General features: G+C 51.2%; 14 protein-coding genes and 1 tRNA gene. 13 read left to right on the top strand and 2 right to left on the bottom strand.

Features of this window, described 5'->3' with window-relative positions; genetic code table 11:
* Nucleotides 1-5 precede the first annotated feature (5 nt).
* Complete coding sequence (locus IPI86_RS00190; protein WP_345295953.1) at nucleotides 6-683, bottom strand: FCD domain-containing protein; 678 nt, start codon at nucleotides 681-683, stop codon at nucleotides 6-8.
* Between the two features lie 162 nt (nucleotides 684-845).
* Nucleotides 846-1,325, bottom strand: coding sequence for a c-type cytochrome domain-containing protein (locus IPI86_RS00185; RefSeq protein ID WP_345295952.1), 480 nt, complete (start codon nucleotides 1,323-1,325; stop codon nucleotides 846-848).
* 181 nt (nucleotides 1,326-1,506) lie between these two features.
* Here IPI86_RS00185 and IPI86_RS00180 point away from each other — a divergent pair, with 181 nt between their 5' ends.
* The 13 genes from IPI86_RS00180 (at nucleotide 1,507) to tatA (ending at nucleotide 12,591) form a co-directional block, all read left to right on the top strand.
* Nucleotides 1,507-3,075 carry a hypothetical protein gene (locus IPI86_RS00180; RefSeq protein WP_345295951.1) on the top strand — a complete coding sequence of 523 codons (1,569 nt, stop codon included), beginning with the start codon at nucleotides 1,507-1,509 and terminating at the stop codon, nucleotides 3,073-3,075.
* Entirely contained in the window at nucleotides 3,075-3,518 is a 444-nt protein-coding gene (locus tag IPI86_RS00175) for a hypothetical protein (protein ID WP_345295950.1), read from the top strand. The genes IPI86_RS00180 and IPI86_RS00175 overlap by 1 nt, the downstream gene beginning before the upstream one ends.
* Before the next feature lie 11 nt (nucleotides 3,519-3,529).
* Nucleotides 3,530-3,605 (top strand) — tRNA-Arg (locus IPI86_RS00170).
* A gap of 39 nt (nucleotides 3,606-3,644) precedes the next feature.
* A complete protein-coding gene (locus IPI86_RS00165; RefSeq protein WP_345295949.1) occupies nucleotides 3,645-4,043 on the top strand; it encodes an Hsp20/alpha crystallin family protein in 399 nt (132 codons plus the stop codon).
* Nucleotides 4,044-4,047: 4 nt separating this feature from the next.
* Nucleotides 4,048-6,675: an endopeptidase La gene (gene lon / locus IPI86_RS00160; protein WP_345295948.1), complete on the top strand. Its 2,628-nt coding sequence runs from the start codon at nucleotides 4,048-4,050 to the stop codon at nucleotides 6,673-6,675.
* The gene (locus IPI86_RS00155) at nucleotides 6,641-7,006 is read left to right on the top strand and encodes a response regulator (protein ID WP_345295947.1); all 366 of its coding nucleotides are present in this window, start codon (nucleotides 6,641-6,643) and stop codon (nucleotides 7,004-7,006) included. The genes lon and IPI86_RS00155 overlap by 35 nt, the downstream gene beginning before the upstream one ends.
* 19 nt (nucleotides 7,007-7,025) lie before the next feature.
* Nucleotides 7,026-7,520 carry a MogA/MoaB family molybdenum cofactor biosynthesis protein gene (locus tag IPI86_RS00150; RefSeq protein ID WP_345295946.1) on the top strand — a complete coding sequence of 165 codons (495 nt, stop codon included), beginning with the start codon at nucleotides 7,026-7,028 and terminating at the stop codon, nucleotides 7,518-7,520.
* 117 nt (nucleotides 7,521-7,637) lie between these two features.
* A complete protein-coding gene (gene efp / locus IPI86_RS00145) occupies nucleotides 7,638-8,195 on the top strand; it encodes an elongation factor P (protein ID WP_345295945.1) in 558 nt (185 codons plus the stop codon).
* A gap of 124 nt (nucleotides 8,196-8,319) precedes the next feature.
* Nucleotides 8,320-8,649 carry a hypothetical protein gene (locus IPI86_RS00140; RefSeq protein WP_345295944.1) on the top strand — a complete coding sequence of 110 codons (330 nt, stop codon included), beginning with the start codon at nucleotides 8,320-8,322 and terminating at the stop codon, nucleotides 8,647-8,649.
* A 32-nt stretch (nucleotides 8,650-8,681) separates the two neighbouring features.
* The gene (locus IPI86_RS00135; RefSeq protein WP_345295943.1) at nucleotides 8,682-9,872 is read left to right on the top strand and encodes a DinB family protein; all 1,191 of its coding nucleotides are present in this window, start codon (nucleotides 8,682-8,684) and stop codon (nucleotides 9,870-9,872) included.
* A 120-nt stretch (nucleotides 9,873-9,992) separates the two neighbouring features.
* Nucleotides 9,993-11,234, top strand: a complete 1,242-nt coding sequence (gene fabF / locus IPI86_RS00130; RefSeq protein ID WP_345295942.1) for a beta-ketoacyl-ACP synthase II — start codon at nucleotides 9,993-9,995, stop codon at nucleotides 11,232-11,234.
* A 10-nt stretch (nucleotides 11,235-11,244) separates the two neighbouring features.
* Entirely contained in the window at nucleotides 11,245-12,348 is a 1,104-nt protein-coding gene (locus IPI86_RS00125) for a beta-ketoacyl-ACP synthase III (protein ID WP_345295941.1), read from the top strand.
* 57 nt (nucleotides 12,349-12,405) lie between these two features.
* Nucleotides 12,406-12,591: a twin-arginine translocase TatA/TatE family subunit gene (gene tatA, locus IPI86_RS00120; protein ID WP_345295940.1), complete on the top strand. Its 186-nt coding sequence runs from the start codon at nucleotides 12,406-12,408 to the stop codon at nucleotides 12,589-12,591.
* The last annotated feature ends 27 nt before the right edge of the window (nucleotides 12,592-12,618 follow it).

The following is a 12,618-nucleotide window of genomic DNA, read 5'->3' as shown; positions in this document are numbered from 1 at the left end:
TTAGTTTATATCGGACGATGGGCGAGCAGGTCGATGTGTGTGATCAGCGCTTTGCGCCCCGCCGCGTAATTTCCATTGCAAATACTTTGAACCATGGTCTTGTGATAGCCCCAAACTTCTTCGAGATAGTCGATTCCGCCTGCATACATGTTTAGACCGACGGCTTCGTACGCATTCCAATAGGCTTCCAGCAGACCCGTGACAAAGGGATTGTTGAGACGGCTGTAAATGAGCAAATGTAATTTGCGATGCTCCTCGTGCGGAACCTGTACCTGCTTTCCATGCAGTTTTTCCAGCGCGCGTGCAACAATGTTCTTTAATTCAAGTTTGTCTTCTTCGGTCAGCAGGGCAACTGCTTCATCCCAGTAGGCGGTTTCGATGTGGTTTCGCAGTTCCGAATATTTTTCGAAGTTGCTTTGGTCGAGGGTCAATGCGTACGCGAGGCTTTTCATCACAGCGGGTGCAAATGAGTATGCCAGTCGTCTCGTTCCAGTACGAGGGCGGACTTCGACCAAACCAAGTGCGCGTGCCACCTCAAGTTGCTCACGCAACCCTGCCAGGCTGATACCAAGTTCACGGCTCAGGTCGTTTAACGAGGGCAGACTGCCTTCAGCTTCTTCATGTGAAGCCAAATAGCGCAGAAATTCAGAGAGTTCAGGGGAGATGCGTTCGCGTAAAACCATAGTTGTAATCTGATTAATCAGATTAATAGGATTTTACGACGGGCGGGGTGAAAAGTCAAGTGAGGAAGGTTACAAATGTGCAAGTCAAATGACTGGTGAAACAAAAACGACTTGATTCTTTTTGAGCAAGTCGTTTTTGTTTTTTTGATGTGTGGGACGGGTCTAGTTGTTCAGTGCGCCTGCATTGATCCAATCTATGATGAGTTGGATTTGTGCGGGCAATAGTTTTTGTCCGCGCTTGGGCATTTCACCCTTGATGATCTGTTCGACCAGGAAACTGTCGTTGGCGCTGCCGGGGGTGACGACACTGCCGTTGAATGAGCCTGCCATGAGGGTTTCGTATGTTCTCATGTCGAGGCCTTCCTTAACCTGTTCAACACCATGACATTTGTTGCAGCTATTATTAAAGATCGGCAGGATGTCGTTTGCAAAGCTGACCGTGGGCGCCGCTGGTTGAGTGGGGCTTTCTGTCTGAGAGACTTGCGCCTCTGTGGGGACGGGGACGGATGTGTTTGTTGCCGCAGGGACGATCACTGCCTCAGTTGCAGTGGCAGGCAGGGGCGAAGGCTGAGCCGCTTGTACTCCACAGGCTGTGGCTATGACCGTGAGTAAAATCAGGCTGAAAATTAATGTCTTATTCATTTATTAATTCCTTTCACTTTTTAATGCGGCTAACTTTAACTAGCTTTCAGGTTGATTTGATGTGGAAATTATGTGGTTTCTTACGGCATTCTGTATTTTTATAAAAATATAGATAGTATCTGCAAGGTAAGGTATAATCTGCCTGTCACGCGTAAAGCGTAAATTCATTTCAAGGCTGAGTATGGCAGGCGCATTTTCACTCCCCACCGAATATTGGTTATCCATTCAGATTACTCCACAAGATGTTGAAAATCTGCATAATTATCTTTTTGAACGTGAGACGCCGCTAACAACGCGGGATCTCTCCTTCGAGTTTGTAGATGCACGTATCAAGGCTGAGCGTGCAGCGGCAGAGGGAAAGCATAAAGCTGCGGGCAGGAGTTATCTGCCCAAAGAAAAATATCAAGTTGGTGAAGATATTGTTTTTCCTGCGTTGGATTGGAAACGCGGCACAGTGACTGCATTGCGCGAAGGAGTGAATCCTTCGTCGAGCGGTTTCGATGTGCTTACGATTGCCATGGAAGACCGCACGGAGCGTCTGTTTGCCGCAAACCTTGAAATGCACTATTTGAACGATGCACCGATTGCCGAGCCAGAAAAAAACGAATTAAGCGCCGAGTCCATTTTACGTGATTTTGGTGATCAGATCGAAAAGAAACTTGAGGCTTCTTTCAATTCAGATCACGGCCTTGTGAAAATTGCCGGGAGCTGGTTCCCACGCTCTCTTTTGATTGATATCAATCAGGGACAATTGAATCTCGCTGAAGCCGTACTGGATATGGCAGGCGGCGAACCTCTTACCACCGAAGCACTGATGAAAGATATTGAATTGCCCGCCAGCGTAAACCCCAAACTGGCTGAATTTTCCCTGAACTATGCCTTGCAGAGCGACGAACGTTTTGATGAGGTTGGCCCTGCCGGACAAGTATTGTGGTGCTTATACCGCCTTGAACCTGATTTTGTACGTGAAGTGCCGGCTCCGTTACGCTATTCAGAGATTGAACATGATCGCAGTGTTCTCAGTGCTGAGATCAGAAATCTTGAAGATCAATTAGATGATGAATTGACCCCGCCTGATAAAGATGATGCCCACGGCGACATTTCATCCATTACGATCACTTTGATCTACCCCCATTTGCGAGCTGGCACTTTACCCATGTCTGCACGGGCTCGCAGATTGTTTCCCACGGCATACGAATCGCCGCGTGTACGTTTTACTCTCGTAGATGGCAAGACCAAACAACGCATTCCTGCTTGGGTCGTGCTCGAGTATGGATATGTGTACGGTTTGCGCGAATGGTATAAGGCTCATCAATTAATCCCGGGTTCGATCGTGCAGTTGAAGCGCGGTGAAAAGCCCGGCGAAGTGATCGTGGAAGTAAAGAGCCAGCGGTCTTCAAAAGATTGGGTCCGCACTGTATTGGTTGGCAAGGATGGCGGCTTCGTTTTTGCCATGTTGAAACAACCGATCACCGCTGAATTCAATGACCGCATGGTGATCCATGTGCCTGATTTCAAGTCACTTGACCCTGTTTGGGAAAAGAAGCAATCGTTTAATGACCTCGTGCTTTCGGTCATGCGTGAATTAACCAAATCAAATCCGCAGGGACATGTACACGCCCAGGAATTATATGCGGCGATAAATCTTGTGCGCCGCGTTCCACCTGCGCCGCTTTTTGCTTTATTGGAAACCAACCCTGCCTTCAAACATGTAGGCGATCTGCACTTCCGCCTGGATGAGGAGGCCTAATGAGTTTATTAAAACCGACAGCCAAGACCCCATTTCATATTGATTTTGAATGGTGGAAGAAGAGCGAACGGGACTGGCATGTATTTCTGCGTTCCTTGTTGTGTGCCGAACATCAGGAAGCCTTTGCCGAAATGGACGAAGGTGGAATGATCGACTGGATCGACCCACAGACTGCAGAAGTAAAGCAGGTGGATGGTATACAACATGCCCTGATGAGTCATTGCGCATTACTGCCCGAATTCTCCGATGCGCATACCGCAATGGTGGAGGCAGTATTTCGTATTTTTCTCGTGAATGGGAACACTCCCATGTCTGCTGAAGAACTCGGCAAGAAACTTGGCCGCCCGGCAGATACAATATTGAAGACGATCGCCGGTCCGCGTGTGTATCGCGGCTTGAGACCATTTGAGATCAGCATACCGATTGCGGAATCAGGCGAGTAGTTTTAAATAATGCCTCCGTAGCTCAATGGATAGAGCAACTGCCTTCTAAGCAGTAGGTTGTGGGTTCGAAACCCGCCGGAGGCGCCAAATTCTTCCGAAAAGCGCATATTGTGAAGGAGAATATCCATGCCTGCGATCGTACGTAAATCAAGCGCAGCGTTGTTGGAGACGCGCCGTGAAATCCTTCATGCAGTGAGCTGGCAGGTCCGCTCAAATGTATGGAGTCCTCCCACTGATGAATACGAAACTGAAAATGCTTACGTCGTCCGCGTTGAAATAGCGGGAATGAATGAAGATGATTTTGAAGTCTCGATAGAGAACAATACCCTGCTGATTGCAGGGGTGCGCCCCGATGCCCCCGAACGGCGCGCGTATCACCAAATGGAAATCCGTTTCGGCAAATTTGCAACCGCCCTGGGTCTGCCCGGGCCGGTGGACATCGATCACGCAATTGCGGAATACAAAGACGGATTCCTAACCGTTACCCTCCCGAAAGCAACACCAAAACAGATCAAGGTTGAATAAACATATGCCTGCAGAACGGTGGCAAACCGGAATCAATGAGTTTTTACAATCGATGGGCGAGACCGACGAGGAACTGATGAAAATGTTCATGTCGTCGGCCCTTGCCCGTTTTCAAAAGGATGATGGCGCTTCGCAAGCACCGGAAAATGGTGAGAAAAACGAGGGACAGAAATTCCCCGATACACTTCCAATTCTGCCGTTGCGCGGAGTGGTCGTATACCCCAACACCGCCGTCCCGCTGACAGTCGGACAGCCGCGCTCCGTAAAATTGGTGGATGATGTCGTTGGCGGCGATAAATTGGTCGGCCTCGTTGCTGCACTCAACCCTGAGTTGGAGACCCCTGGCCCGAATGAACTGTATCAGGTTGGCACTATTGCCACTGTGCATCGTTTGTTGCGCGCCCCAGACGGGACCATCCGCCTGCTGGTTCAGGGCATGGAACGGTTCCGTATCGAAGAGTTTGTAGGGGACGAACCTTATTTGAGAGCGCGGATCAGCCTGATTCCCGAAACCGTGGAAACGAATCTCGAGACCAGTGCGTTGGCCCGTAACGCACGCGACCAGTTCCAGCAGATCACACAAATGATCCCATCGTTCCCCGATGAATTGGTGGGCTCCATCACCTCACTGGAAGACCCTTTGCAAACCGTTTATACGATCGCGAACTTCCAGCGCATCAATTTGCAGGATGCACAGGAAATTCTCGAGTTGGATTCTGTTTATGAAAAACTGAAGAAGCTGATCGGTTTGCTTGTCCGCGAAGCGGAAGTTTTGCAAATCGGGCAGAAGATCCAAAACGAAGCGCGCGGTGAGATCGAAAAAGTTCAACGTGAATACTTCCTGCGCGAGCAGATGAAAGCCATCCAGCGTGAGCTGGGTGACAGGGATGAACAATCTGTTGAGACGGAGGATTTTCGCAAAAAGATCGAAGAGGCGAAAATGCCCGAGGAGGCCCATAAACAGGCCAAACAGGAGTTGGACCGCCTGTCGCGTCTTCCGACAGCTGCGGCTGAGTATGGTGTCATCCGCACGTATTTGGATTGGCTCGTGTCGCTTCCGTGGTCGAAATCTACACAGGATAACCTCGAGATCGGACATGCACGAGAGATCCTTAACAAGGATCATTTCGGCCTTGAAGATGTAAAAGACCGCATCCTCGAATTCCTTGCCATCCGCAAATTGCGCCTCGACCGCAAGGATGAGGAAAAAGCCCCCTCTGATGATTTTATTCGCCGTGAACGTGAAGGCGTCATTTTGTGTTTTGTCGGCCCTCCCGGCGTAGGCAAAACATCGCTCGGGCAATCCATCGCCCGCGCAATGGAACGCAAATTCATCCGCGCATCGCTTGGCGGTGTGCGTGATGAAGCCGAGATCCGCGGACATCGCCGCACCTATATCGGCGCAATGCCGGGACGCATTTTGCAATCCCTGCGCCGCGTGGATTCCAAGAATCCCGTTTTCATGCTTGATGAAGTGGACAAGCTTACCTATGACTTTCACGGTGATCCCGCTTCGGCCTTGCTCGAAGTTTTGGACCCTGAACAAAACGGTGAGTTCCGCGATAACTATCTTGAAGTTTCCTTCGACCTTTCGCAGGTTTTTTTCATTACCACCGCGAACACGCTTGAGACCATCCCCGGTCCATTGCGTGATCGCATGGAGATGATTTTCCTTTCGGGCTATACCGAAAACGAGAAGATGGCCATTGCGCGCGGCTACCTCATTCCGCGTCAGATTCGGGAGAATAGCCTTCATCAGGATGAGATTTCGTTTAACGACGATGCTTTGAAAATGATTGTCCGCCAATATACGCGTGAAGCGGGAGTGCGTAACTTGGAGCGCAAGATTGGTGCAGTCTGCCGCAAGGTCGGCACGAAGATCGCCGAACACAAAGGTGAAAAATTCGAGATCACGCCCGAATTGGTGGAGGAATACCTCGACCATCCGATTTTCCATGGCACAGAGGAACTCAACAAGCGCACATCCATTCCTGGTGTGGTCCCTGGCCTGGCATGGACAGCCTTTGGCGGTGATATTTTGTTTATCGAAACGACTGCCATGCCCGGCGGGCGCGGTTTTCAAGTCACTGGCTCAATCGGAAATGTCATGCAGGAATCTGCGCGCGCGGCGTTGTCATACGTCCGTTCGCGTGCCGAATCCTTGAATGTGCCCGAGGAATTTTTCAACAAATTCGATCTGCACATGCACATTCCTGCAGGAGCCCAACCCAAGGATGGACCCTCTGCAGGTGTGGCGATGGCCACATCTCTGGTGTCGTTGATCTCTGGCCGCAAGGTCAAGCCACAGGTAGGCATGACCGGAGAGATCACATTGCGAGGTCAGGTTTTAGCCATCGGCGGCGTCAAGGAAAAAGTATTGGCGGCCCATCGCAATGGACTGACCACCGTGATCCTGCCGAAGCGCAACGAATCGGATATTGAAGATGTCCCTGACGAGATCAGGCAATCCATGAAATTTATTTTTGCCGAATCTGTGGAAGACGTGCTCAATGCCGCATTGGAAAAGGCGGGGCCGGTAAAAAAGAAAGCCAGCAAGACAACCACAAAAAAATCCAAACCAACGAAAGTAAAGAAAAATGGCAAAAGTAAAAGTATTAATCGCCGAAGATGACATTACCATGGTCTCGTTGTTGAAGACCCTGCTCAAAATGGAGGGATTTGATGCACTGGCCCTGCAAGCCGATGCCGATGTTCCACTGGCGGTTCTCAATGAAAAACCCGATGTCGTTTTGTTGGACGTGCATCTTTCCGGCCAGAGTGGGTTGGATATTTTGTCCAACATTCGAAGTTCAGCAGAGACCGCCGCCACGCGTGTGGTTATGTCTTCCGGTTCCGATGTCAGGGATGAGTGTGTCCGTCGCGGTGCAAACGGTTTCTTGATGAAACCCTACATGCCCGACGATCTCATCATGATTCTCAAGCAAGTGATCCAGGCGGTTTAGCCTTTTAGTGGTAAAGATCATGGCGATTCGATTTGGGATTATGACCCTCTCTGACCGTTCAGCGCGAGGCGAGCGCGAGGATGCTTCTGGACCCGCCCTTGCGGATCTTGTCCGCGCTCAGGGCTGGTTGGTCGCCAATCAAGCGATTCTCCCCGACGATGAATCTGCCATCCGCGCCGCGCTGATCTCCTGGGCCGACAGTGGACAGTTTGATATCATCCTTACCACAGGCGGCACTGGTTTTGCCCAACGCGATGTGACCCCTGAAGCCACCCGTGCAGTCATCCAGCGTGAAGCGCCTGGGCTTGCTGAAGCCATGCGCTCCGATAGCCTGAAAAAGACAGCCCACGCCATGCTCTCCCGCTCCGTCGCAGGCATTCGCGGACGAACTCTCATCATCAACCTACCCGGCAGCCCAAAGGGGGCCGTGGAAAACCTGCAAACCGTCCTGCCTGTTCTTCCGCATGCCGTACAACTCCTCAGCGACGATCCAACCTCCGAAGCCTCACACTGATTTTGCGCTTTCCATTCCGCGTGGTTTACCCCAGCCTAGCCACGATTTGCAACTCATTGGTATAATCTGCCCGCTCACGTAAAAAATCAAATTCAATTAATCAAGGAAAGTGCAAGCATGATAGATGTAAATGAACTTCGCAAGGGCGTCACATTTGAATTGGACGGCAATCTCCTAAAGGTATTGGACTACAGCCACAATAAGACCGGTCGCGGCAATGCCAATATTAAAGTAAAGGCCCGCAATTTGCTGACCGGCGCCAACATTGAGCGCACATTCAGCTCCGGCCAGTCGGTTCAGGATGTATCACTCGATTTCGCCAATGTTTCCTACCTGTATAACGATGGCGATCTCTACTACTTTATGGATAACGTCACATTTGAACAGCCCGGCATTAAGAAAGAATCCCTTGGTGATAGTGCCCAGTTCCTCACCGAAGGCATGGAAGTGAAATTGACCTTCTACAAAGGTGAAGCCATCGATGTGGAATTGCCCACCTCGGTTGACCTGAAGGTCGTCGAAGCTGAAATGGCCATTCGCGGCGATACCGCCACCGGCGTCACCAAGAAAGTCATCACCGAAACTGGTGTGACGGTGCAGTGCCCCAACTTCGTGGTTGTCGGCGATGTCATTCGTGTGGACACACGCACAGGCGAATACGTCACCCGCGTGTAGCTGCCGGTCAGGCTCTCAGCCTGATCCTCTTTGAAACCCCATCACAAATACAGGAGCGCGGATTTGGTCCCAAGCACGGCACAGACTGAAGCCTGCGCTCCGTTTTTTATCAATTATCCCAAAAATGAAAACACCCGCAGGGCGTGAATGCCCACATTTCTATGGCAATTATTTCCGTGGCCGCAATGACGAGGAGTGCCGTTTGCTTCAGGTCCACGGTCAGGCTTGGACGCGTGACCTGTGTAAAACATGCCCCGTGCCGGATATTGCCCGCGCAAATTCCTGTCAGCACATGCAATTGAAGGTCACTGTGGAACGTCCCATTACCGCCATTTTTCAACGGCGGGTGCAGGTGAGCGCGTTTTGTGAAAAGGTAAACCAGGCTGTTTCCGAGCCGCAGATCGGCTGCGGCAAGTGCCACGATTTGCCGTTCAAATTCGAAATAAAAGAATGATTCCTGACTCCGCGGGGGAGTCCAATAATACTATGACGCTAACACTTCTGATCGATCTCGACGACACATTGCTCAATACCAATATGGAAGCCTTTATCCCAGCGTATTTTCAGGCTTTGGCGAAGGAACTAGGCACATACGTTGCACCCGATATCATGCTGCGCGCCCTGATGGCGGGCACCAATGCCATGAACACGAGTGATGATTTTTCCCGCACGCTCGTGCAGGTATTCGACGCGGAATTCTATCCACGCATGAATCTTGCCCCTGACGTGCTACGGGCTCCCCTTGAAAATTTCTACGATAATATTTTTCCTTCACTGGGAAGCCTGACCACACAGAGGCCCGAGGCACGGGAATTTGTGGAGTGGGCGTTTTCAAAGGGATATCGGATTGCCGTGGCTACCGATCCGCTTTTTCCACGTGAGGCTACATATTCTCGTCTGCGCTGGGCGGGTTTTGAACCTGAGCAGTTCGAGATCGTTTCCTCTTTCGAGAATTTCCACTTTACGAAAACGCACCCTGCCTATTATGCCGAAGTCCTCGGGCTTATGGGCTGGCCGGATGGTCCTGTGTTGATGGTTGGCAACGACATCGAACGCGACATCAAACCTTCGAAGATGCTTGGGCTGGCTGCATTTCACGTGGAAAATGAACCCGCTTCCACGTCTGGACCTGAAGCGGGGGTGCGCGGTAATTTGTCTGATCTGCGCCGTTGGCTAGAATCCACCGATCTCTCCGCCCTAATTCCATCCTTCAAAACAATGGATTCGATCCTGGGGGTTTTATCCGCTACTCCCGCCGCCATGAATGGTTTGTTGCACGGATTGGATGAAACCACTTGGGCGCGTGAACCCTCGGCAGAAGATTGGGCGATGATCGAGATCGTCTGTCATATGCTCGATACCGAGCGCGAAATCCATCATATGCAGATTAAGTTGTTTTCCGAACAAAATGAACCGTTTATTCCCCGTCCGGATACAAGTGTATGGGCAAGCCAGAGGGATTATTTGCATGAAAATGGCCCGCTTGCAGTGAAGGAATTTAATGATGCGCGGCGCGAAACCTTGAATTTGCTTTCCCAGATCCCCGCCGAAACATGGGAGCGCAAGGCCCGTCACGCCATCTTTGGACCAACGGATTTCCTGGAAGTGATCGGTTTTATGGCCGACCATGACCGAATGCACCTTCAGCAGGTGTGGAATACGCTGAAGAAACTCTAATTTTTCGGCGTGTCTTCCACCTCCGTATAGTGTTATATGAAGACGAGGACGAGTGTGGAACTTGTCCTCGTCTTCGATTAAATATTTTAAAATTACTGCTTGTAATCAAGGAGAATACGAATGAGAAAACGCGTCGTTGTAACGGGGCTGGGTTGCGTCAGCCCTGTGGGGAATAATTCAAAGGATACATGGCAGGCATTGCTCGCTGGAAAATCCGGTGCTGCCCCCATCACAACCTTTGATGCGAGTGCGCATAAGACAAAATTCGCAGCAGAAGTAAAAGGATTCGACCCGGTTGCGCTATTCGGCACGCGCGATGCGCGCAAGATGGATCGCTTTACACAATTTGCCACAGCCGCAACTTTGGAGGCGGTGGAACATGCCAGCCTCAAGATCGATGAATCGAACCGTGACCGTATCGGCATTTTGATCGGTACGGGCATTGGGGGTATCAGTTCCCTGCTTGAACAATATGATGTCATGCGTGAACGCGGACCTGACCGAGTCAGCCCATTCCTCATCCCAATGATGATCTCGGATGGCGCGGCGGGAAATATCGCCATCCGTCTCGGCGTGCGCGGACCGAACATGTCTTTGGCTACTGCCTGTGCTTCTGGCACAAACGCTCTGGGTGAAGCTGCTGAAATGATCCGCCGCGGCTCTGCCGATGTGATGATCGCGGGCGCTTCAGAAGCGGCTATTAACGCCATTGCCATGGCGGGCATGAATTCCATGACCGCCCTGTCCACGCGAAATGATGAGCCGCTGCGGGCTTCACGTCCCTTCGATAAGGACCGCGATGGTTTCATGATGGGGGAGGGTGCGGGTGTGCTTATTCTGGAATCTCTCGAATATGCCCAGGCGCGCGGCGCGAACATTTTATGTGAATTTAGCGGCTACGGCACGACCGATGATGCCCATCACATCTCTGCTCCTTCTGAGGATGGCGCGGGTGCGGTTGGCTCCATGAGCATTGCGCTGGCAGATGCAGGACTCAAGCTTGAAGATATCAGCTATATCAACGCTCATGGTACATCTACATATTTGAATGATAAATCTGAGACCAGTGCGATCAAAACCGTGTTTGGGGAACTGGCATATAAAATTCCCGTCTCATCCACCAAGTCCATGACCGGCCATTTGTTGGGTGCTTCCGGTGCAGTTGAGGCTGTTTTCTGCGCATTGACGATCATGGATAACATCCTGCCTCCCACGATGAACTATGAAACGCCCGACCCTGTATGCGATCTTGATTACGTTCCCAATCAACCTCGCAAAGCAGAGCCCAATCACGTCATGTCCAATTCGTTTGGATTTGGCGGACATAATGCCACTCTCGTTCTAAGCCGCTTCATTAAGTAAAGGAGAAAGAATGCCATTCGCGCATGTTACAGGTTGGGGCATGTATGTTCCGGAACCGGTGCTTACAAATGATGATATTTCCAAACTGGTGGATACCAACGATCAATGGATCCGTGACCGTACCGGCATCCGTGAGCGCCGCATTGCCCGCGAGAATGAGTTCCCGTCCACGCTGGGTGTGGAGGCGGCGGTCAAGGCTTTGCAGGTGGCAAACCTTGCTCCCACCGAATTGGATTTGATCATTTGCACATCCTCTTCACCTGAATATATTTTCCCCGCAACAGCTTGTATTATTCAAGACCAGATTGGCGCCACCAAAGCCGGAGCGTTTGACTTGCAAGCCGCCTGCACAGGCTTTATTTTCGCCGTCAACATGGCCGCGCAGGCCATCCGCAGCGGATCCATCAAGAATGCGCTGGTTGTTGGAACTGAGGTACTTTCGCGCTTCGTCAATTGGAAGGATCGCGGCACCTGCATTTTGTTTGGTGATGGCGCGGGCGCGTTTGTTTTACAGGCCAGTGACATTCCCGGTGGAATTATGTCTGCCGTGATGCATTCTGACGGTTCAGGTGCCGATACGTTGACCCTGCCGGGCGGCGGCTCGCATTTCCCTGCCTCCGAGTTAACCATCCATGAAGGAAAGCATTTTGTTCACATGGACGGAAAGGAAGTATTCCGCTTTGCCACGCGTGTGATGGGACGTGCCGTCCTGGAGGCGCTCGAACAGGTGAAGATGACCACCGATGACATTCATTGCATCATCCCTCATCAAGCCAATTACCGCATTATCGAAACTGCGGCCAAATACCTGAAGATGCCATTGGAAAAATTCGTGATCAACGTGGATCGATATGGCAACACTTCCACCGCATCCATCCCGATCGCGACCGTGGAAGCCATTCAAAATGGACGCCTCAAAAGTGGAGACAAGGTCGTTTTCGTCGGCTTCGGCGGCGGGTTGACCTGGGGCGCCATGGTTGTGGAGTGGACGGGTCCCATCCCCGCGAAGAAACAGATCCACCCCGAACAATATCGCCTTTTTGCACGCCTGCGCTCGTTCGTTCGCCGCGCCATTCGCTACATCGAAGGCTTCTTCTCTCGCAGATCACTCTAATTATTTTTTCATTCAACTGTGGTACGATAAGGTTGAAAATCACAAAAGGAGTGTTTTATGTTAGGACTACCGCGTGGCGCAGAGTGGATCATCATCCTGGTTATCATCGTTCTCCTGTTTGGCCCGGGCCGTATTGGCAAGGTTGCTGGAGAGCTTGGACGCAGTATCAAGTCTTTCCGTGATGGATTGGGCACAAAAGAAGAACAGGCCGATACGCCTGAAACAAAAGAAGAACCCAAGTAAAAACAGAAGGCTCTCGTAAGAGAGCCT

Origin of the sequence: Candidatus Villigracilis affinis, assembly GCF_016705895.1 — a bacterium.
GTDB classification, from domain to species: Bacteria; Chloroflexota; Anaerolineae; order Anaerolineales; family Villigracilaceae; genus Villigracilis; species Villigracilis affinis.
This window is presented reverse-complemented; position numbering and strand designations above follow the sequence as displayed.